General features: G+C 66.1%; 17 protein-coding genes. 9 read left to right on the forward strand and 8 right to left on the reverse strand.

Annotated features, from left to right (window positions below):
- Window positions 1–22: 22 nt before the first annotated feature.
- A complete protein-coding gene (locus EP380_RS08470; protein WP_127598238.1) occupies window positions 23–1,150 on the forward strand; it encodes a patatin-like phospholipase family protein in 1,128 nt (375 codons plus the stop codon).
- On the opposite strand, the gene EP380_RS08475 is transcribed toward EP380_RS08470, so the two are convergent.
- Window positions 1,141–1,749, reverse strand: a complete 609-nt coding sequence (locus EP380_RS08475; protein ID WP_238719783.1) for a TetR/AcrR family transcriptional regulator — start codon at window positions 1,747–1,749, stop codon at window positions 1,141–1,143. The two genes, EP380_RS08470 and EP380_RS08475, sit on opposite strands and share 10 nt — an antisense overlap.
- Before the next feature lie 125 nt (window positions 1,750–1,874).
- Here EP380_RS08475 and EP380_RS08480 point away from each other — a divergent pair, with 125 nt between their 5' ends.
- The 6 genes from EP380_RS08480 (at window position 1,875) to EP380_RS08505 (ending at window position 9,999) form a co-directional block, all read left to right on the forward strand.
- Complete coding sequence (locus EP380_RS08480; protein WP_106570237.1) at window positions 1,875–2,339, forward strand: (2Fe-2S)-binding protein; 465 nt, start codon at window positions 1,875–1,877, stop codon at window positions 2,337–2,339.
- Window positions 2,340–2,342: 3 nt separating this feature from the next.
- Window positions 2,343–4,619, forward strand: coding sequence for a xanthine dehydrogenase family protein molybdopterin-binding subunit (locus EP380_RS08485; protein ID WP_127597985.1), 2,277 nt, complete (start codon window positions 2,343–2,345; stop codon window positions 4,617–4,619).
- Between the two features lie 14 nt (window positions 4,620–4,633).
- On the forward strand, window positions 4,634–5,227 hold the full coding sequence (locus EP380_RS08490; protein WP_238719784.1) for a hypothetical protein: 594 nt from the start codon (window positions 4,634–4,636) through the stop codon (window positions 5,225–5,227).
- A gap of 193 nt (window positions 5,228–5,420) precedes the next feature.
- Window positions 5,421–6,560 (forward strand): efflux RND transporter periplasmic adaptor subunit, encoded by a 1,140-nt coding sequence (locus EP380_RS08495; RefSeq protein ID WP_106570240.1) that lies wholly within the window; start codon window positions 5,421–5,423, stop codon window positions 6,558–6,560.
- Window positions 6,561–6,570: 10 nt separating this feature from the next.
- Complete coding sequence (locus tag EP380_RS08500) at window positions 6,571–9,735, forward strand: efflux RND transporter permease subunit (RefSeq protein ID WP_127597989.1); 3,165 nt, start codon at window positions 6,571–6,573, stop codon at window positions 9,733–9,735.
- A gap of 105 nt (window positions 9,736–9,840) precedes the next feature.
- Window positions 9,841–9,999: a DUF3309 family protein gene (locus EP380_RS08505; RefSeq protein WP_106570247.1), complete on the forward strand. Its 159-nt coding sequence runs from the start codon at window positions 9,841–9,843 to the stop codon at window positions 9,997–9,999.
- Window positions 10,000–10,033: 34 nt separating this feature from the next.
- On the opposite strand, the gene EP380_RS08510 is transcribed toward EP380_RS08505, so the two are convergent.
- Window positions 10,034–10,990, reverse strand: coding sequence for an NmrA family NAD(P)-binding protein (locus EP380_RS08510; RefSeq protein WP_164749802.1), 957 nt, complete (start codon window positions 10,988–10,990; stop codon window positions 10,034–10,036).
- A 107-nt stretch (window positions 10,991–11,097) separates the two neighbouring features.
- Between EP380_RS08510 and EP380_RS08515 the strand changes: the two genes are divergently transcribed.
- A complete protein-coding gene (locus EP380_RS08515) occupies window positions 11,098–11,988 on the forward strand; it encodes a LysR family transcriptional regulator (protein ID WP_127597993.1) in 891 nt (296 codons plus the stop codon).
- Here the strand turns inward: EP380_RS08515 and EP380_RS08520 are convergent.
- Together EP380_RS08520 and EP380_RS08525 are read right to left on the reverse strand one after the other, a co-directional pair.
- The gene (locus EP380_RS08520) at window positions 11,973–13,163 is read right to left on the reverse strand and encodes an MFS transporter (protein ID WP_127597995.1); all 1,191 of its coding nucleotides are present in this window, start codon (window positions 13,161–13,163) and stop codon (window positions 11,973–11,975) included. The two genes, EP380_RS08515 and EP380_RS08520, sit on opposite strands and share 16 nt — an antisense overlap.
- 112 nt (window positions 13,164–13,275) lie before the next feature.
- On the reverse strand, window positions 13,276–14,499 hold the full coding sequence (locus tag EP380_RS08525; RefSeq protein WP_127597997.1) for an argininosuccinate synthase: 1,224 nt from the start codon (window positions 14,497–14,499) through the stop codon (window positions 13,276–13,278).
- 221 nt (window positions 14,500–14,720) lie between these two features.
- Here EP380_RS08525 and EP380_RS08530 point away from each other — a divergent pair, with 221 nt between their 5' ends.
- Window positions 14,721–15,638 carry a hypothetical protein gene (locus EP380_RS08530; RefSeq protein WP_127597999.1) on the forward strand — a complete coding sequence of 306 codons (918 nt, stop codon included), beginning with the start codon at window positions 14,721–14,723 and terminating at the stop codon, window positions 15,636–15,638.
- A 13-nt stretch (window positions 15,639–15,651) separates the two neighbouring features.
- Here the strand turns inward: EP380_RS08530 and EP380_RS23535 are convergent, their stop codons facing one another.
- The 4 genes from EP380_RS23535 to EP380_RS08545 form a co-directional block, all read right to left on the reverse strand.
- On the reverse strand, window positions 15,652–15,819 hold the full coding sequence (locus tag EP380_RS23535) for a hypothetical protein (RefSeq protein WP_164749803.1): 168 nt from the start codon (window positions 15,817–15,819) through the stop codon (window positions 15,652–15,654).
- A 45-nt stretch (window positions 15,820–15,864) separates the two neighbouring features.
- The gene (locus EP380_RS08535; protein ID WP_106570253.1) at window positions 15,865–17,217 is read right to left on the reverse strand and encodes a TRAP transporter large permease; all 1,353 of its coding nucleotides are present in this window, start codon (window positions 17,215–17,217) and stop codon (window positions 15,865–15,867) included.
- Window positions 17,214–17,834 carry a TRAP transporter small permease subunit gene (locus EP380_RS08540; RefSeq protein ID WP_106570254.1) on the reverse strand — a complete coding sequence of 207 codons (621 nt, stop codon included), beginning with the start codon at window positions 17,832–17,834 and terminating at the stop codon, window positions 17,214–17,216. Before EP380_RS08540 ends, EP380_RS08535 begins: the two co-directional genes overlap by 4 nt.
- 217 nt (window positions 17,835–18,051) lie before the next feature.
- Window positions 18,052–19,176 carry a TRAP transporter substrate-binding protein gene (locus EP380_RS08545; RefSeq protein WP_106570255.1) on the reverse strand — a complete coding sequence of 375 codons (1,125 nt, stop codon included), beginning with the start codon at window positions 19,174–19,176 and terminating at the stop codon, window positions 18,052–18,054.
- Between the last annotated feature and the right edge of the window lie 197 nt (window positions 19,177–19,373).

A 19,373-nucleotide genomic window follows, 5' to 3' on the forward strand; every position in this document is an offset into this window, starting at 1 on the left:
GGCGCTAACGAGAGTTGCAATGATGGCTGGAAAAGGCGGCGGAGCAGACCGCAAGACGGTCAATGTCGCGCTTCAGGGCGGCGGCTCGCACGGCGCGTTCAGCTGGGGCGTGCTCGACTGCCTGCTCGAAGACGGCCGGCTCGACATCGCCGCGATCTCCGGTACCAGCGCGGGCGCGATGAACGCCGTCGCGCTCGCCGACGGTTGGGTCAGGGGCGGTGCCGACGGCGCGCGCGCCAAGCTGCACGACTTTTGGCGTTCGGTCGCCCGCAAGGGCCGCTTCAGCCCTGTCCAGCGCATGCCCTGGGACGTGGCGCTCGGCAATTGGTCGGTGGAAAACACGCCCGGCTATCTCTGGTTCGAAGCCATGTCGCGCACCCTGTCGCCCTATGCCGCCAACCCGCTCAACATCAACCCGCTGCGCGACGTGGTCGAACACGAAATCGATTTCGACCGCGTGCGCGCCTGCGACGCGATTCAACTCTTCGTATCCGCCACCAATGTCCATACCGGCAAGCTGAAAGTGTTTTCCACCGCCGATCTGTCACTCGACGTGGTGATGGCCTCGGCCTGCCTGCCGCAGATGTTCCAGGCGGTGACCATCGACGGCACACCCTATTGGGACGGCGGTTACGGCGGCAATCCGGCCCTTTATCCCTTCTTCGAGGCGAATCGGGTCGAAGACCTGCTTCTTGTTCAGATCAATCCGGTCGCCCGCGAGACCACCCCCGTCACCGCGACCGAAATCCAGAACCGGATCGACGAGATCACCTTCAATGCCGCGCTGTTGAGCGAGTTCCGCGCGATCGCGTTCGTCAAAAAGCTGATCGCCGCCGGCAGGCTCGGCCATGGCGACTATCGCGACATCCGCATGCACCGCATCGACGCCGACGAGGCGCTGAAGGACCTGACGGCCGCCTCCAAGGTCAATGCCGAATGGGCGTTCCTGGAATATCTGCGCGATCTCGGCCGCTCCGCCGCCCAGGACTGGCTGGACGAGAATTTCGACGCCGTCGGCGTGCGCCAGACCCTGCCGATCGAGGAGGAACTCGACAAGCGGCCGCACGGGCGCCCACACGCCCTCGGCCGGCGGGTCCGCGAGTTTCTGGCCGGACGGCCGAAACCGGCGACCATGCGCGATCAGGGCTGAAGGGCGAGACCGACCAGCCGCACCAGCCGGCGCGCCGCCGGTTCCCATTCCTCCGGCCCCGCCGCGCGCGCCTTCATGCCTTCGATCCCATCGAGAAGGAGCGCGGCCAGTGTCTCCGGCGAAAAGCCGCGCGCGCCGAGATCGACCGCGCGCGCGGCCGCCTCCGCGGCAAGCGCAGCGGCCACGATGGCGAGGAAGCGGTCGCGCCATGCGGCCATTTCATCGGCTGCCAGACTGTTCTTGGCGTCGAGGATTTCCGCACCGTGCGGCGCTTCGAAAAACACCCGCATCATCGAAAACAGGCTCTTGTCCAGACCGTCCATCAGCCTGGCCTCGATATCGCCGCCGCCGGTCAGAGCCCGTTCCAGCGCGCGGGTCGATTCGGCGAATTTGCGCGCGGCGATCGCCCGGTAGATGTCGCCCTTGTTCTTGAAGTCGAGATAAAGCGCCGGCCGCGACAGATCCGCCGCGCGCGCAATGTCGTCCATGGTGGTGCGCTGGAAACCATAGGCCAGAAACACCTTGATCGCGCCCTCGACGATACGATCGCGACGCGCCTCGTCCGCCCCCGGCGCGACGGTCTTCAAATCCTGCTTCACGGCAATGCTCAAAAGCCCCTGCACTCAAGTTGATTGACAAAATAACAGAAAATGTCAGTATGTCCAACGACGGTCTCGCCCCGGCGAGACCCGAAAGGCACTGGATGACAACGAAGGGTATCCCCATGCGCCTCACCGTCAACGGAAACCCGATCGATATCGACGCCGACCCGGACATGCCGCTGCTGTGGGCGTTGCGCGACCTCGCCGGTATCACGGGCCCTAAATTCGGCTGCGGCATCGCCGCCTGCGGCGCCTGCACCGTGCTTGTCGACGGCACGCCGGTGCGTTCCTGCGCGCTGCCGGTCGGCATGGTGGAAGGCGACGTGGTGACGATCGAGGGGCTGGCCGGAGCGGACGGGCTTTCCGTCGTGCAACAGGCATGGCTCGACGAACAGGTGCCGCAATGCGGTTATTGTCAGGCCGGGCAAATCGTCAGCGCCCATGCGCTTCTGGAGGAGATACCGGACCCGACCGACGACGACATCGACAACGCGATGGCCGGCAATCTGTGCCGGTGCGGCACCTATCCGCGCATTCGTGCCGCGATCAAGCGCGCGGCCGCCGAAAAAGCCAGAACGGGAGCCTGAGCCATGGCCTCTCTCGGAAAGATCGCCCGGCGCACCTTCCTGATCGGCGCGGCCGCCGTCGCCGGCGGGGTGGCCGTCGGGTATTATGTCTATCGCCGCCCCTATCCCAACCCGCTGGAGGACGAACTCGCCGAAGGCGAGACAACGTTCAATCCCTATGTGATGATCGGCGCCGACAATGCCATCACGGTGATCGCGCCGCGCGCCGAGATGGGCCAGGGCGTGGCCACGACGCTGGCCGCTTTGGTGGCCGAAGAGCTCGACGTCGATCTCGACGCCGTCACCGTCGAACACGGCCCGGCCTCTTACGCCTATTACAATTCCGAGATGCTGGCCGAGGGCGGACCGTTTCCGTTTTTCGAAGAGGGCGTGGTCGCCGAGCTGATGCGCGGCGGCATGGGTGCATTCGGCAAGTTTCTCGGCCTCCAGGGCACCGGAGGCTCGACGTCGGTGCGCGACGGGTTCGACAAGATGCGCACCGCCGGCGCCGCCGCCCGGCAGATGCTGCTGGCCGCCGCCGCCGCGAGGCTGGACGTGGAAATCGGCACGCTTGCGACCGCCGATGCCACGATCACCCACGAGGCGACGGGCCGTACGCTTTCCTATGGCGAGGTCGCGGCCGATGCCGCGCGCCTGGACCCGCCTTCCGATGTGCGCCTCAAACAGCCGGCCGACTGGCGCCTGCTCGGCAAGGCGCAGCAACGCACCGACATGCGCGCCAAGGTAACCGGCGCGCCGATCTTCGGCGTCGATGTCAGCCTGCCCGACATGCTCTACGGCACGGTCAGGATGAGCCCGCGTTTCTGGGCCGAGCCGGTCAAGGCCGATTTTTCCGAGGCCGAAAAAATGCCCGGAATCGTCAAGATCGTGCCGATCGACACCAGCTACGGCCATGGTTTCGGCGTCATCGCCGAAAACACCTGGGCCGCCTTCCGCGCCGCCGAAGCGATCGAGGTCGAATGGGGCGAAGCCGACTATCCGCAAGACAGCGCCGCGATGTCGGCCTTTCTGCGCGAGGCGCTGGCGGCCGAGGCCGGCGATGCGCTGCGCGACGACGGCGATGTCGACACCGCCTTTGCAGACGCGCCCCAGGACAGGGTGGTGGAGGCCGAATACGAGGTGCCCTTCCTGGCCCATGCCTGCATGGAGCCGATGAACGCGACGGCGCGGCTGAAGGACGGGTTGCTGGAGGTCTGGTCGCCGAACCAGATGCCGACCCTTACCCGCCAGCTCTGCGCCGCCATGGCCGGCGTCGACACCGAAAACACCCGCGTGCACACGACCTTCATGGGCGGTGGCTTCGGCAGGCGCGGCGAGATGGACTATTCCATGTTCGCCGCTCTGCTCGCCAAGGAAACCGGCGGCCGGCCGGTCAAGGTCATCTGGACGCGCGAGGAGGACATCCGCCACGACACCTACCGCCCGGCGGCGATGGGACGGTTCCGCGCCCGCCTCGGCGCCGACGGCCTGCCCGAAGCGGTCGACATGAAGATCGCCTCGCCGTCGACGATCGCCAGCACTTTGCGACGGACCTTCCCCTCGCTCTCGCCGCTCGGACCGGACAAGACGATCGCCGAAGGCGCGTTCGACCAGCCCTACACCATCCCCGACTACCGGGTGGCGGCGGTCAAGGCCGATACCGGCGTGCCGGTCGGTTTCTGGCGTTCGGTCGGCAATTCCTTCAACGGCTATTTCCACGAATCCTTCCTCGACGAGCTGGCGGCTGCCGGCGGGCTCGACCCGGTCGAGACGCGGCTGAAGCTGATGACCGACCATCCGGCCGCCGTCAAAGTGGTCGAGAAGGCGGCAGAGCTGTCCAAGTGGAGCGAAACGCTTCCCGCCGGTCGCGCCAAGGGCTTCGCCTTCACGCTTTCCTTCGGCAGTTGGGTGGCGGAGGTCGTCGAGGTCGCGGAAACCGACGCCGGCATCCGCATCGAAAAGGTTTGGATCGTCGCCGATGTCGGCACCGCGCTCGATCCCGGCATCATCGAGGCGCAATTGACCTCGGGCGCGATCTTCGGCCTATCCTCGGCGATCGGCCAGGAAATCACCTTTGCCGACGGCATGGCCGAACAGTCGAATTTTCACGATTACGACGCCATGCGCATCCACCAGTGCCCGGCTTTCGAGGTCGCGATCCTGCAGAATTACCACAAGATGGGCGGCGTCGGCGAAATCGGCACGCCGCCGGCCGTGCCGGCGCTCGCCAACGCCGTCTTCGCCCTGACCGGCAAGCGCGTTCGGTCGCTGCCGCTTTCCCGCGAGGTCGATTTCGCATGACCGTTTTGGCGAGATTGCTGACAGCAGCTGTCATCGCGGTGCTGGCGGCAAGCCCCGTCCACGCGCAGGATGCGCCGGCCGTCGACGACGATGCGATCGCCGTCGATCGCGAAAAGGGCCTGGCCGAATGGGACGGGATCGTCGCCGTCCTGTCGCATCCGCGCTGCGCCAATTGCCATGTCGAGGATGCCTATCCGCGCTGGTCCGGTCCGCATTACGGCGCCACACGCCTCCACGCCTTCAACATCACGCGAGGCGAGGACGGCTCCGGTTTCGGCAATGCCGCCCTGCGCTGCGCCTCGTGTCATTTCTCAAGCAATTCCAGCAAGTTGCACGGGCCACCCGGCGCGCCCTTATGGCATCTCGCGCCGGCGGAGATGGCCTGGTGGCAAAAATCCTCGGCCGAGATCTGCGCCCAGATCAAGGATCCCGAGCGCAATGGCGCACGTACGCTCGAGGACATTGCGGCCCATGTTCGCGACGACCCGCTGGTCGGCTGGGGCTGGAACCCGGGACCGGGGCGCGAACCGGCGCCGGGGTCGGCCGAAGACACGTTCAGGGCCATCGAACGCTGGGCGGCGGCCGGCGCGCCCTGCCCGGCCGGGTGACCGGCCATACCCGCCTGTGGCCGGACCTGACGACAAAGTGTCTTTTTTCGAGGGAACAATTGCGGTACACAACCGCCGCCGGGAGAAGGTGGATATCCCTCGCCGATTGAACCTGGCCGCTTCAAGGACCACATGAGCCCAGCGCCACAACGCCCGGCGCGCCAATGGCGGAACGTTTGCGCGGGAACCACGCATGCCGAGAATTAAATACCACAAGCTGGCTGCTGTCATCGTGCTCGCCGCGACGGCGGGCTGGATTCTGACGGGTGAATTCAGCTCGGTCGGCAGCGCGATCCCCGAACGCGAGAGCCAGCCGGCCGAGGACAACAAGCCCGCCGTCGAGACGCCTTTGCGCACGGTGGCCGTTGTGGTGCCGCCACGCACCATGCACGCCCGCACCATCCGCGTCTCCGGAACGACGGAAGCCAACAAGCGCACAAGGCTCGCCGCCCGCGTCGGCGGCATCGTTTCCGAACTGCCGGTCGAAAAGGGCAGTCCCGTCGACGCGGGCGACCTGATCATGCGTCTCGACGCCGAGGGCAAGGTCGCCGCCGTCGACATGGCCAAGGCCATGCTTGCCCAGCGCGAGGCCGAGGCCGAGGCCGCCGAGCGGCTGGCCAAGTCCGGCAACATGGCAAAGCTCCGTCTCGACGGCGCGCAAACCGCGTTGGCGCAGGCCCGCTCGCAATTGGAAGGGGCGGAAGCCGAACTCGCCCGCAATACGGTCCGCGCCCCGTTCGCCGGCCTTGTCGACCGCGTCGCGGTGGAAAAGGGCAGCGCCATCCTGCAGGGGGCCGAGATCGCGACCGTGCTCAGCCTCGATCCGATCCTGGCCGTCGGCCAAGTCAGCGAACACGACCTCGCCGAACTCGAGATCGGCAACACCGCCACGGTGAGGCTGGTCAACGGCCGGAGCCTGGAAGGCACGCTGCGCTATATCAGCCGCGAGGCCTCGCCCCAGACGCGCACCTTTCGCGTCGAGATCGCGATCGCCAACCCACAATTGGAGATTCCGGCCGGCATGACCGCCGAGATCAGCCTGCGCGCCGACAAGGTGCAATCGGTGTTCCTGCCGCGCTCCGTCGTCACCCTGTCGGAAACCGGCGATCTCGGCGTGCGCACCGTCACGCCGCAGAATATCGTCGATTTCGTGCCGATCGATCTGATCGACGACACGCCGCAGGGCCTGGTTCTGGGCGGCATTCCCGACGACGCGCGCATCATCGTCGCCGGTCAGGATCTGGTGAAGACGGGCGACGAGGTCAACGCCGTCGAAGCCGACGCCGAAACGGTCAAGCGCCTGGTCGGCCAGCTGGCCGGCTCGGTCAACTGACGGCTGCGCCATGGGCATCGTCGACTACGCCATCCGCAATGCGCGACTGACGATATCGATCCTGCTGTTCTTCCTGGTGGCCGGCACCATGGCCTATCAGGCCATTCCCAAGGAAGCCGAGCCGGACGTCCAGATCCCGATCATCTATGTCAGCATGACCTACCAGGGCATCTCGCCGGAGGATGCCGAACGCCTGCTTTTGCGCCCCGTGGAAACGCGGCTGAAATCAATCAGCGGCATCAAGGAGATGCGGTCCAGCGCCTATCAGGGCGGCGGCAATGTGGTGGTCGAGTTTCAGGCCGGCGCCGACCTCGACAAGGCGCTCGAGGACGTGCGCAACAAGGTCTCCGACGCCGAACAGGACCTGCCGCAGGGGGTCGACGAACCGAGCGTCAACGAGGTCAACGTCTCCGAGTTTCCCGTCCTCGTCGTGACCTTGTCGGGCGACGTGCCCGAACGGGCGCTGACGGCGGCCGCGCGCGAACTGCGCGACCGCATCGAGGAAGTCACCGGCGTGCTCGACGCGGCCTTGCGCGGCGCGCGCGACGATCTGGTCGAGGTCATCATCGACCCGGTCAAGCTGTCGTCCTACGGGCTGCGGCTCGACCAGCTGATCGCCGCCGTCAACGCCAACAACTCGCTGGTCGCCGCCGGTGCGCTGCAGGGCGACGAGGGCCGATACGCCGTCAAGGTGCCGTCGCTGATCGAGACGGTGGAGGATGTGGCCAATCTGCCGATCGTCGCCGATCGCGATGCGGTCGTGCGCGCCCGCGATCTCGCCACCATCCGCTCCACCTTCAAGGACGCCGAGACGATCACCCGGCTCGACGGGCGCCCGGCGATCGCCATCGAGGTGTCCAAGCGCACCGGCGCCAATCTGGTCGAGACGGTCGACAAGGTTAAGGCGGTCGCCACCCAGTTCCAGGAGATCCTGCCCGAAGGCGCGACGGTGTCCTTCAGCCAGGACAAGTCGACCGTCATCCGCCAGCTTCTCGGCGACCTCGAAAACAGCGTCCTGACCGCCGTCATCCTGGTCTTCGTGGTCATATTGTACGCGCTGTCGGGCCGCGCCTCGATGCTGATCGGCCTGGCCATCCCGGCCTCCTTCCTGATGGGCATCATGTGGCTGTCGCTGGCCGGCTACACCGTCAACATCGTCGTGCTGTTCTCGCTGATCCTGGCCGTCGGCATGCTGGTCGACGACGCCATCATCGTGACCGAGTTCGCCGAGCGGCGCATGACCGAGGGCATGCCCAAGACCGAGGCGTTCTCGCTCGCCGCCAAGCGCATGGCCGGCCCGGTCGTGGCGGCGACGTCGACGCGCGTGGCCGCCTTCTCGCCGCTTTTGTTCTGGCCCGGCATCGTCGGCGAATTCATGAAATTCATGCCGATCACGCTGATCGTCACGCTGTCGTCGTCGCTGATCTACGCGCTGGTCTTCACGCCCGCGCTCGGCGCGCTGTTCGCCAAGCCGGTGATCGAGGAGGAGCATCGCGACGGCTGGTACATGCGCTTCGTGCGGCGTGCCGTGCGCCACCCGTTCATCGTCACCTTCGTCTCGCTCGCCGCGCTGGTCGCCGTGCCCTACGCCTACGCCACCTATGGCAAGGGGGTCGAGTTCTTCCCCAATGTCGAACCGGAATACGGCCTTCTCTACGTGCATGCACGCGGCAATCTCTCGCTCGAGGAGCAGGACGCGCTGGTGCGCCAGGCCGAGGAGCGCATCCTCGGCTGGCCCGGCATCGAGACCGTCTATACCCGTGTCGGCAGCGTGCGCGGCGGCGGTGCGGAGATCGACGAGGACGTGGTCGGCGTCATCCAGTATGAATTCCTCGACTGGCGCGAGCGCAAGCCGGCAAGCGCCATCCTGGAAGATTTGCGCGTCGCCATGACCGGCATACCCGGCGCCGAGATCGAGGTCTCCGTGCCCGACGCCGGACCGCCGACCGGCAAGGCGATCCAGATCCAGCTTTCCGCCAACGATCCCTCCGGGCTCGACGAGGTCGCGCGCGAGACGGCCGCCATGCTGACGACCGTGCCCGACGTGATCGACATCGGCGACGGCTTGCCGCCGCCGGGCATCGACTGGGAGATTCAGGTCGACCGCACCAAGGCGGCGCAATACGGCATCGGTCCGGGCTCGGTCGGCACCGTGGTCCAGCTCGTCACCACCGGCTTGAAATTGTCGGACTACCGGCCGGCCGGCGCCGACGATGCCGTCGACATCCGCCTGAGGCTGCCGGAGGACCGGCGCACGCTCGCCACGCTCGACCAGTTGCGGGTGGAGACAGCCCAGGGCTCGGTCCCGATTTCCAATTTCGTCAAACGCGAGCCGGCATTGCGCACCGGCATCCTGACCCGCATCGACGGCGTGCGCACCGTCATCGTCGACGCCGGCATCCGCGAGGGCGTTCAGGCCGACGCCGTGCGCCAGAAAGTGATCGCCAATCTCGAGGCGGCCGATCTCGAAGCCAGCGGCATCCGCTGGAAACTCGCCGGCGAGGACGAGGAGCAGAAGGCGGCCGGCGAATTCCTGTCGAAGGCGTTCGGCGCCGCCGTGTTCCTGATCTTCGTGGTGCTGCTGGCGCTGCTCAACAAATTCACCTCCGTCGGCCTGGTTCTGTCGGCGGTAGTGATGTCGACCATCGGCGTTCTGCTCGGGCTTTTGATCATGGGCCAGCCCTTCGGCGTGGTCATGACCGGCATCGGCATCATCGCGCTCGCCGGTGTGGTGGTGAACAACAACATCGTTTTGATCGACACTTATGACCGCCTGCGCCACGAGGGCTGGGACAAGCTCGACGCGGTGCTGCAGACCTGCCGCGAACGCGCGCGGCCGGTCGTGCTGACGGCGGTGACGGCGATCCTCGGCGTGCTGCCGATCGCCTTCGGCGTCAATCTGGAACTGATGAACCACGAGACCACCTACGGCGCGCCGTCGACGCAATGGTGGATCGCGCTGTCGAGTTCGATCGTCTTCGGCCTCGCCTTTTCCACCGTGCTGACGCTGGTGGTCACCCCGTCGCTGCTGATGATCTTCACCCGCAGCAACGAGTCCCGGGTCTCGGCTTTCCTCAACCGGCTCTTCCGCCGCCGTGGAAACGGCAAGGATACGCAGACGGCCGAAAAGCCCGATGTCGACCTGTCGTCGGGCTATCCCAAGGCGGCGGAATAGGCGCCACGACCGGCTGCGGCAGCGCAGCCGGCTCCACGCCTCGATGGGAACCGCAGCGGCCTCTCGCGCATTGATGGGGATCAGTCACGCATTGGAGGGAGCGTCATGACGCTCGGCACACTTCTCATCATCATCCTGATCCTGATCCTGATCGGCGCCGTCCCCGCCTGGCCGCATTCGCGCGCCTGGGGTTACGGCCCGTCCGGGCTTGTCGGCGCGATCCTGCTCGTGATCCTGATCCTGGCCCTGCTCGGCCGGATCTGACCGGGCCGACCGGGCTGGCCGACCGCCCCGCGGCTCAGGCGGCCCGCCGCCGCGGGGCATCGAGGCCGAGATCGGCGATCGCCTGGCCGATCGCCGTGGCCGGATCGGTGGTCGGCTCCGGCCCGATCAGGCGGGCGAACCGCCCGCCATCCAGCGAATGCGGCGTGCGCCACAGGTAGGACATCGCCGCCACCTCGCGCAAAAGCGGCACGACGAGCCCGCCCGCGCGCAGCAGGGTCCACGGCACGCCGCGTCGCGTCAGCGGACGCCCGAGCGCCTGTTCCGTCGCCGCCTTGAACTGGGTGCCCGTCAGCGTATGGCCGGCAAAATGAAACCGCTCGAAGGTCGCCAGACCGCCGCGGTTTTCCGCCACCATGACAAAGGCCCGCGCCAGATCCGGCAGGTAGGCAAAAGCATGCGGCACATCCATCGGGCCCGGCCAGGTGAAGATATTCTTGCGCAGCTTGGCGAGGATGAAGATGTCGAGCCAGCTTTCAGGCTTCTGTCCGCCGTAGAAATCGCCGGCGCGCAGCACGATCGTGCGCACGCCGCGCTCGCGCGCCCGCGCCGCGAACAGCTCCTCCATGGCAATCCGGATGCGCGCCTTCGACGTCGAGGCGACCTGGGGCGCGTCCTCCGTCGTGTCGAGCCCGATCCCGTAGCCGAAATTATAGACATTGCCCGGCACCATGTGCGTCGCGCCGGCCCGTTCCGCGGCGAAGATGACGTTTTCAGCCATCGGCAACACCTTTTCCTGCCACTGCGTATAGGCCGGATTGAGCGCGTTGAGGACAATGTCGGCGCCAAGACAGGCCGCCGCCAGCGCCTCGCGGTCGAACGCATCCGCCTGCACGGCTTCGACGCCCGGCGCCAGCGCCGCCGCCTTGGCAGCCCGTGCCACGCCCTTGACCCGCCAGCCCGCATCCAGGAAAGCGCGCGCGGCCGCATCGCCGATACGTCCCGCCGCGCCGAGAATGACGATTGTGTGCATGTGAAGCTCCCTTGCCATGTCGGGAGCACGATGCTTTATTCCTCCTTGAATTGAAATTGCTGCTGCATGCAGGTTTGATATTCAAAATCAAATAATAGCGTGGCCGGATGGTCGACGATCTCGACTGGAACCTGATCAAGAGTTTCGTGGCGGTGGCCGAGGCCGGCAGCCTGTCGGCGGCCGCCCGCACCCTGCGGGCCAGCCAGCCCACGCTCGGCCGGCACGTGGCGGAACTGGAGCGCGCGCTCGGCGTGACGCTGTTCCGGCGCGGCCGTGGCGGTTATGTGCTGAGCGAGGATGGTGCCGCGCTCCTCGACCGGGCCCGCGTCGTTCGCGAGCACGCCGCGGCCTTGTCCCGGCTCGCGCTGGGCACGAGCGAACAGGTCTCGGGAACGGTGCGGATCGCCGCCAGCGAGGTGATGGCCGCCTACGCCCTGCCGCCGCTCGCCGCCGCGCTGGCGCTCGAGGAGCCCGGCATCGAGATCGAGATCGTCGCCTCGAACCAGGTCGAAAACCTGCTGCGCCGCGACGCCGATATCGCGATCCGCATGGTCAAACCCGCCCAGCTCGACCTGGTCGCGCGCAAGATCGCCGACATCCCGCTCGTCGCCTGCGCCGCCACGGCCTATCTGGAGCGTCGCGGCCGGCCGCGACAACCCGACGAGCTCGTCGCCCACGACCTTGTCGGCTTCGACCGCGACGCAAGCATTATCGAGGGTTTTGCCCGTTTCGGCGTCGAGGCCGACCGTCATGCCTTCCGCTTCCGCTGCGACAGCCAGATCGTCTATTGGCAGGCGATCCGCGCCGGCAACGGCGTCGGGTTCTTTCAACGCCCGCTGATCGTCCGCGACGACGGCGTCGAGACGCTGTTGCCCGAAATGCGCTTACCCGTCCTGCCGATGTGGCTGGCCATGCATGGCGACGTGCGCACGAGCCCGCGCATCCGCCGGGTCGCCGATTTTCTGCATGAAGGGCTCACGCGCTATGCGGCCGAGTGAGACGGTCCGCCGCGCGCGAATTCGGCCTTTCTGGCCAAGCCCGCCATCAGCACGACGAGCACCAGCAGTCCCGACAGCACCGCAAAGATCGGCGCAAATCCGGTGTGCTCGCCGATGAAGCCGATCAACGACGGCGCCACCAGCAGCCCGGCATATCCCATGCTCGTCACCGTGCTCAGCCCGGCGCCGGCGGAGATGTCGTCCTGATTGCCGGCGGCGGAAAAGGCGATCGGCACCATATTGGCGATACCCAGTCCGGACAGGGCAAAGGCGACGATCGCCAGCGCGGGATCGGGCGACCAGGCCGCCACCATCATGCCGGCGGCGGCGACCAGGCCGGAAACCCGCAAGGTCGTCACCGCGCCGAGCCGGTCGCGCACCGCATCGCCGGCAAAGCGCATCAGCGCCATCGTTCCCGAGAAACCGGCAAAGGCGAGCCCGGCCGTGGCAAGGTCCGCGCCGCGTTCCTGGCGCAGATAAAGCGCGGCCCAGTCGAGCACCGCGCCCTCCGGCACCATGGAAAACAGCGCGATCACCCCGACCAGGTAGACCAGCGGGTTGCGCGGCAATGAAAAGCGCCGGCCGGGCGCCGCGGCCGGCACGGGTTCGCCCGACAGATGGCGGGTCGCCAGCACCGTTGCCAAAAGCGCGATCGCAGTCACGGCGAGGCCGTGGCCCACGGCGCCGAGCGCCACGATGGCGAAACCGCCGAGCCCGCCGCCGACAAAGCCGCCGAGGCTCCAAAATCCGTGCGAGGACGACATGATGGCGCGCCCGAGCCGGCGTTCCACCCCCACCGCGTTGGCGTTCATCGACACGTCCGTGCCGCCGATCAGCCCGCCGAACACCACCAGCGCCAGCGCCACGCTGGCAATTCCGGGCGCCAGTACCACACCTAACAGGCCGAACGAACAGGCAAGCGCCAGCACGCGCACCACCGGCGCCGAGCCGTGCCGGGCGATCAGGTAGCCGGCCGTGGGCATGGCGATCAGCGCGCCGGCGCCGAAGCCCAGGATCAGGAGGCCGAGCGTGAATTCGCTGATCTGCAGGCGGTCGAGCGTGACCGGGATCTGCGGCGCCCAGGATCCCACCAGAAACCCGTTGACAAGAAAGATCGCGGCGACGGCCCAGCGCCCGCGCTTCAGCTCCGTGGATGACGTTCCGGTTGCCGGCACCGCCAGGCCTCCTGTTGCGCGATGTCTTCTAAATCGATTTAAAAAAACGTCAACCGACACGGCCCGCCAATGGTTGCGCCAGACCCGGCCAGGGCGGCGCGCGCGCTTTGCGTTACCGTTGCCGGTCGCGCGCCGCCAGCGTGCGCAAACGCAGCGCGTTGAGGCGGATGAAGCCTTCGGCGTCCTTCTGGTCGTAGGCGCCGCGGTCGTCCTCGAACGTGACCAGCGCGTCCGAATAGAGCGATTTCGGCGAGCGCCGGCCGGTGACGATGACATTGCCCTTGTAGAGCTTCAGCCGCACCTCGCCCTCGACGTCTTCCTGGCTCTTGTCGATCAGCGCCTGCAGCATCTCGCGCTCCGGCGAGAACCAGAAACCGTTATAGATCAGCTCGGCGTAGCGCGGCATCAACTCGTCCTTCAGATGCGCCGCGTCACGGTCGAGCGTCAGCGATTCCATCGCCCGGTGCGCCGCAAGCAGGATCGTGCCGCCCGGCGTTTCGTAGACGCCGCGCGACTTCATGCCGACGAAGCGGTTTTCCACCAGGTCGATGCGGCCGATGCCGTTGTCGCGGCCGAGATCGTTGAGCGCCGTCAGGATGGCGGCCGGCGACATCGCCTTGCCGTCGATGGCGACGGCGTCGCCCTTGACGAAGGAAATCGTGATCTCGGTTGCCGTGTCGGGCGCCTCCATCGGCGAGATGGTGCGCTGATAGACATATTCGGGCGCCTCCGACCACGGGTCTTCCAGCACCTTGCCCTCCGAGGAGGAGTGCAGAAGATTGGCGTCGACCGAGAACGGCGCCTCGCCCTGCTTGTCCTTGGCGATCGGGATCTGGTGGGCCTGGGCGAAATCCAGCAGCGCCGTGCGCGACTTGAACTCCCAGTCGCGCCACGGCGCGATCACCTTGATGTCGGGATTGAGCGCGTAGGCCGACAACTCGAAGCGCACCTGATCGTTGCCCTTGCCGGTCGCGCCATGCGCGACCGCGTCCGCGCCGGTCTCCTCGGCGATCTCGACCAGCCGCTTGGAGATCAGCGGCCTGGCGATCGAGGTGCCGAGCAGATAGACGCCCTCGTAGAGCGCGTTGGCCCGGAACATCGGAAAGACGAAATCCGAAACGAACTCTTCGCGCAGGTCCTCGACATAGATCTGCCGGATACCCAGCATCTCGGCCTTCTGGCGCGCAGGCTCCAATTCGCCGCCCTGGCCGAGATCGGCCGTGAAGGTCACCACCTCGGCGCCGAGCTCGGTCTGCAGCCACTTCAGGATGATGGAGGTATCGAGACCGCCGGAATAGGCGAGCACGACCTTCTTGACGTCGTTCCACTTGCTCATGGGATATCTCGTCTTTCGATTTGCCGGCGCCGGGCGCGCCCTTGAAGTCGCTGCCCTTTTATCAGGAAAGCACGGCCGGGCAAGGCTGTCGCCGCGCCTCCGATCGACGTCTCGGGCGCGTCGAAAAGGCCGGCTCGACCGCTTGCCGCGGCCCGGTTTGCGCCCCTTTCGCGATCGGCTAATCTGCCGGGGGGCTCGAATCGGGAAGCGGGGACGAAACCTTGCCATCACGTCACACGCACGCCACGCGGCGCGGCCGTATTGGCGGCCTTGCGGCCTCCGGTGCCGCGCTTTTCGCCCTGTTGGCACTCGCCGGCCCGGTATCGGCCGCCGAACGCTGGACGGTCGCGCCTTTCGGCGCCATCGCATACGCCCCGCCGCCGGTCGCCGCCCGCGGCGTCGAGGCCGTGCAGCTCGACTGCCGCGAACAGCGCTGGACGCTGCTCCTGCGCGTCGCCGCCGACACCGACGCCCAGGCCCTGCCCGACACCGCCCGGTTGCGGATCGACCGGTCCGATTTCGAACTTGAACGCGTCTCCAGCGGGAGAGGCGTGGCGCTGAAGGTGCCGCGCGAATTGCTCGATCCGCTGAAGAGCGGCGGCGAAATGTCGGTTGAACTCGCAGAAGGCGCGGCCGCCGTGCGGGCGCGCCTGTCGCTGCGCGGCTCGCGCAAGGCCATCGAAGCGGTCGCGCCGAAATGCTCGCCGCGCGACATGTCCGCCTACGAGGCGATCGCGCTCGAAGAGATCGGCGAGGCCGTCGACACCGCGACAAAGCTGCTTGCCGACGAGATCGCGCGTTTCCGCGCCGCCGCCGGCTTTGCCCCCCAGGTCAAGGCGCGGCGCGTCGATCTCGATGCGCAGCGCGCGCTTTTGATCGCCAGCCTGTGTGGGGCGAGTTCCTATTTCGGCGATACCGGCTGCAACGTCACCGTTCACGCCCGCCTGAACGCCGCGGCCGACTGGCACGAGGTGTTCAACAGCGAGGGCATGGCGCTGCATTGGGATCCGGGCGCGGCAACCGACGGCTGGCCCGACCTGGTGGCGCTGCCGCCGGGCGAGGACGACGAATTCGTCTGGTTCTGGGACGGCGGCGGTTATTCGTTGCGCGTTCCCGCCAGCCAGTCCGCGCGCGACTGACCAGCGCCCTGTCCTATCGGTTGCCGCGAAACAGCGAGCGCCACATGTCGTAACCGGCCAGCCCGAGGCCGATCAGACAGGCGACGTAGAGGTCGACCCGATGGACCTTGACGGCGATGATGCCGAGAAACCCGGCCAGAAGCGCAAAGGCCAGTAGGGCGAACAGGCGGTCAACGAGCATGGTGGGACCTCTCCGAAATGCGGTCGATCGCGTGCCTGACCATCATCACCGCCCGTAGAACAGCTTCGGCAGCGCGTGCACGATGTCGGGCAGCACGTAAAGCACGACCATGGTGATGAACACCATGAAGACATAGGGCAGCGAGCCGGCGAAGATCTGCGTCAGGCGCACATGCGGCGGCGCGATCCCCTTGAGATAATAGGCCGACATCGCCATTGGCGGCGTCAGGAAGGACGTCTGCAGGTTCAGCGCGATCAGAATGCCGAAAAACAGCGGATCGATGTCGAAAAGCGGCAGCAAGGGCAGGAAGATCGGCACGAAGATGATGATGATTTCCGACCATTCCAGCGGCCAGCCGAGCAGGAAGATGATGATCTGAGCCAGGATCAGGAACTGCAGCGGCGTCAGATCCATGCCGACCACGAATTCGCGCACGACCTGCTCGCCGCCGAGATAGGAAAACACCGAGGCGAACGTCCACGAGCCGACGAACAGCCAGCACACCATGGCGGTCGTGCGCACCGTCAGATAGACCGACTCGCGCAACCTGTCCCAGGTCAGCGCGCGATAGGCGGCGGCCAGCACGAGCCCGCCGATCGCCCCGATCGCCGCCGCCTCCGAGGGTGTGGCCAGACCGAACAGGATCGCGCCGAGCACCGACAGGATGAGGATCGCCAGCGGAAAGAACGACGTCAGCAACATCACTATCAGCCGCGCCGTCGGTATCGGGTCGTCGGATTTGTCCGGGCGCGGAGCGAGCGAAGGCTGCAGCGTGGCACGACCGACGATGTAGATCAGATACATGCCGGCCAGCAGGAAACCCGGCAGCAGCGCCCCGGCATAAAGCCGTACGATCGACACGCCCGAAGCCGCGGCATAGACGATCAGCATGATCGAGGGCGGGATCAGGATGCCCAGCGTCCCGCCGGCGCAGATCACGCCCGACGCGAAACGCTCGTCGTAGCGCGCCCTGAGCATGGCCGGAAAGGCAAGCAGCCCCATCAGCGTCACGACGGCGCCGACAATGCCGGTGGCGGTGGCGAACAGCGCGCAGGTGATCAGCGCCGCGACCGCCATCGACCCTGGCAACCGGCGGCTCGCCACGCTCAGCGTCTCGAACAGCCGATCGACGATATTGGCCCGCTCGACGATGTAGCCCATGAACAAAAATAGCGGGATCGCGGTCAGCACGTCGTTGGCCATCACCGAATAGGTCTGGTTGACGAACAGATCGAAGATGCGATTGTCGAACAGGGTGCGCATGCGCTCCGCGTCGAAATAGGCGTAATAGCCGAAGCCGATACCCATCGCCATCAGGGTGAAGGCGATCGGGAAGCCGAGCATGATGACGAAAATGAACAGGCCCAGCATCAGGATCGCGATTTGCGGATCGGTCATGGACGCCTTTCCTTCGGGGTGACGATGTCGATCGCTTCGGAGCCGTGCGCCAGCACCGAACGGCCGGCCTTCTGCAGCCTCGTCTCGAGCTCCTCGACGTCTTCTTCGGGAAGCGGCCACGCGCCGGTGCGGATCGTGAGCACGCAACGGAAAACCTGGGCCACGCCCTGGAAGACCAGCAGGATGCCGGCGGCGATGATCACCGATTTGAACTGGAAGATCGGCACGTTGGCCGGGCTCATGCTGGAGACTTCGAAATAGCGCCAGGAGCGTCCGGCGTATTTCCAGCCGGAAATGACCAGCGCCAGCACGCCGGGAAAGAAAAACAGCAAATACAGGATGAGCTCGACCTTGGCCTGCGTCGCCGGCTTCCAGAGCCGGTAGACGAAGTCGCCGCGCACATGACCGTCGCGGGACAAGGTATAGGCGCCCGCCATCATGAACATCGTCCCGTACATCATGTAGGACAGGTCGAACGCCCACGGCGTCGGCGCGTTGAGCGCGTAACGCACGAAAACCTCGTAACCGACCCCCAGGGTCATCACGAGCACGCACCACGCGAACACCTTGCCGAACCAGGCCGACAATTTGTCGGCAAACCTTATATAGCTTCGCATCACCCTTTGCCCCCGCATTGTCTCGACCAGGCTCAACCGCAAGCCGTGAACAGGGGACGCGGCCGCCTATCGGCCGCATCCCGCCACGCCAGGGCCGGTCGTCGTCCGGAGTGCGCGCGGCGCACGGCGGGTCTCGGGTCCGAAACCCGCCGCTTGCGACTATACCACGCCTCCGGAGCCGGACGCAGATCGGCCCTGGCTGGGCCCTGCGAGACGATCAGAGCTTGCCCGGATAATAGTGCTGATAGGCCAGACGGTAGTCCGGTGCGTTCTGCAGGCTGTAGAACACCACCCGCTCGCACCATTCCTTCTGGCTTTCCACCACCTTGGCGAAGAACGGATCCTCCATCAGCGGCGGCAGGATCTCGTCCCACGCGTCGAGCTGGGTCTTCAGGACATCGTCGGGCGTGCGCTTGACGTTGACGCCGGCCTCCGTCTGCAGCTTTTCCAGATCGGCCGAATATTGATGGAGCGCCAGCGCCGTATTGGCCAGATGCACGGCCTCCACGCCGTATTTCAGGATCGCCTGCAGATCGGGCGGCAGGCTTTCATACTTGTCCTTGTTGAAGATGAACTCGAACGATTCGGAGGCTTGGTGATAGGAGGCCAGCATGTAGTTCTTGGCCACGTCCTGCGCCCCGAAGCGGCTGTCGGAGGTCGGGTTGTTGAACTCGAACGCATCGATCACGCCCCGCTCCATCGCCGGCACGATCTCGCCGCCGGGAAGCTGTGCCACCGCCGCTCCCATCGCCTGGAACAGGTCGGCCGCCAGGCCGACCGTGCGGTATTTCAGGCCTGCGACCTGGTCGGCGCTGGTGATTTCGTCCTTGAACCATCCGAAGGGCTGCGCCGGCATGCCGAAGGCGAAGAAGCCGACGATGTTCAGGCCCAGAACGTCCTGGGTCAGTTCGCGGTAAAGCTCGTTGCCACCGCCGTGATACATCCACGCGATCATCTCGGTCGCATTGGCGCCGAAGACGGGGCCGGTGCCGAAGAGCGACGCGGCCTTGTTCTTGCCGTACCAGTAGACCGGAACCGTGTGCGCGGCATCGATGATGCCGTCGTGACAGGCATCCTGCACCTGGAAGGCGCCGACGACGGCGCCGGCCGGCAACAGGTCGATTTTCAGCCGACCGCCGGCCATCTCCTCGACGCGTTCGACATATTGCTGCGCCATTTCCTGGAAGACGTCCGAGGACGGCCAGGACGATTGCATTTTCAACGTGATCGGGGCCTGCGCGAGAACCGCCGGCGTCGCCAGCGTGGTCGTCGCCACCGCGCCGGCCCCGGCGATCGAGCTGTTTTTCAGAAAGTGTCGCCGCGAAATTTTATCGGTCGTCATTTTTTCCTCCCTGATATGCATATCGCGTGTTTCAGCACATCAAGAATAATCTATACGAACATTTGTGCAATCCGGTGATTGGCAAGGATTTTGCTGCAGTCGCTTCTAATACGAAAGTTTTATTTCTCATATTGTTCGCAATCAAACCATAAATTCTATATTGAATTTATATCTTTTGCATTCTTGATCATATTTGC

It is taken from the genome of Nitratireductor alexandrii (assembly GCF_004000215.1).
In the GTDB taxonomy this organism is placed as follows: domain Bacteria; phylum Pseudomonadota; class Alphaproteobacteria; order Rhizobiales; family Rhizobiaceae; genus Mangrovimarina; species Mangrovimarina alexandrii.

Excerpts from the sequence above, each read along its gene's own strand:
- EP380_RS08470 (WP_127598238.1), top strand. The coding sequence starts at position 23 with ATGGCTGGAAAAGGCGGCGGAGCAGACCGCAAGACGGTCAATGTCGCG.
- EP380_RS08480 (WP_106570237.1), top strand. The coding sequence starts at position 1,875 with ATGCGCCTCACCGTCAACGGAAACCCGATCGATATCGACGCCGACCCG.
- EP380_RS08485 (WP_127597985.1), top strand. The coding sequence starts at position 2,343 with ATGGCCTCTCTCGGAAAGATCGCCCGGCGCACCTTCCTGATCGGCGCG.
- EP380_RS08495 (WP_106570240.1), top strand. The coding sequence starts at position 5,421 with ATGCCGAGAATTAAATACCACAAGCTGGCTGCTGTCATCGTGCTCGCC.
- EP380_RS08500 (WP_127597989.1), top strand. The coding sequence starts at position 6,571 with ATGGGCATCGTCGACTACGCCATCCGCAATGCGCGACTGACGATATCG.
- EP380_RS08505 (WP_106570247.1), top strand. The coding sequence starts at position 9,841 with ATGACGCTCGGCACACTTCTCATCATCATCCTGATCCTGATCCTGATC.
- EP380_RS08510 (WP_164749802.1), bottom strand. The coding sequence starts at position 10,990 with ATGCACACAATCGTCATTCTCGGCGCGGCGGGACGTATCGGCGATGCG.
- EP380_RS08515 (WP_127597993.1), top strand. The coding sequence starts at position 11,098 with ATGGTCGACGATCTCGACTGGAACCTGATCAAGAGTTTCGTGGCGGTG.
- EP380_RS08525 (WP_127597997.1), bottom strand. The coding sequence starts at position 14,499 with ATGAGCAAGTGGAACGACGTCAAGAAGGTCGTGCTCGCCTATTCCGGC.
- EP380_RS23535 (WP_164749803.1), bottom strand. The coding sequence starts at position 15,819 with ATGCTCGTTGACCGCCTGTTCGCCCTACTGGCCTTTGCGCTTCTGGCC.
- EP380_RS08535 (WP_106570253.1), bottom strand. The coding sequence starts at position 17,217 with ATGACCGATCCGCAAATCGCGATCCTGATGCTGGGCCTGTTCATTTTC.
- EP380_RS08540 (WP_106570254.1), bottom strand. The coding sequence starts at position 17,834 with ATGCGAAGCTATATAAGGTTTGCCGACAAATTGTCGGCCTGGTTCGGC.
- EP380_RS08545 (WP_106570255.1), bottom strand. The coding sequence starts at position 19,176 with ATGACGACCGATAAAATTTCGCGGCGACACTTTCTGAAAAACAGCTCG.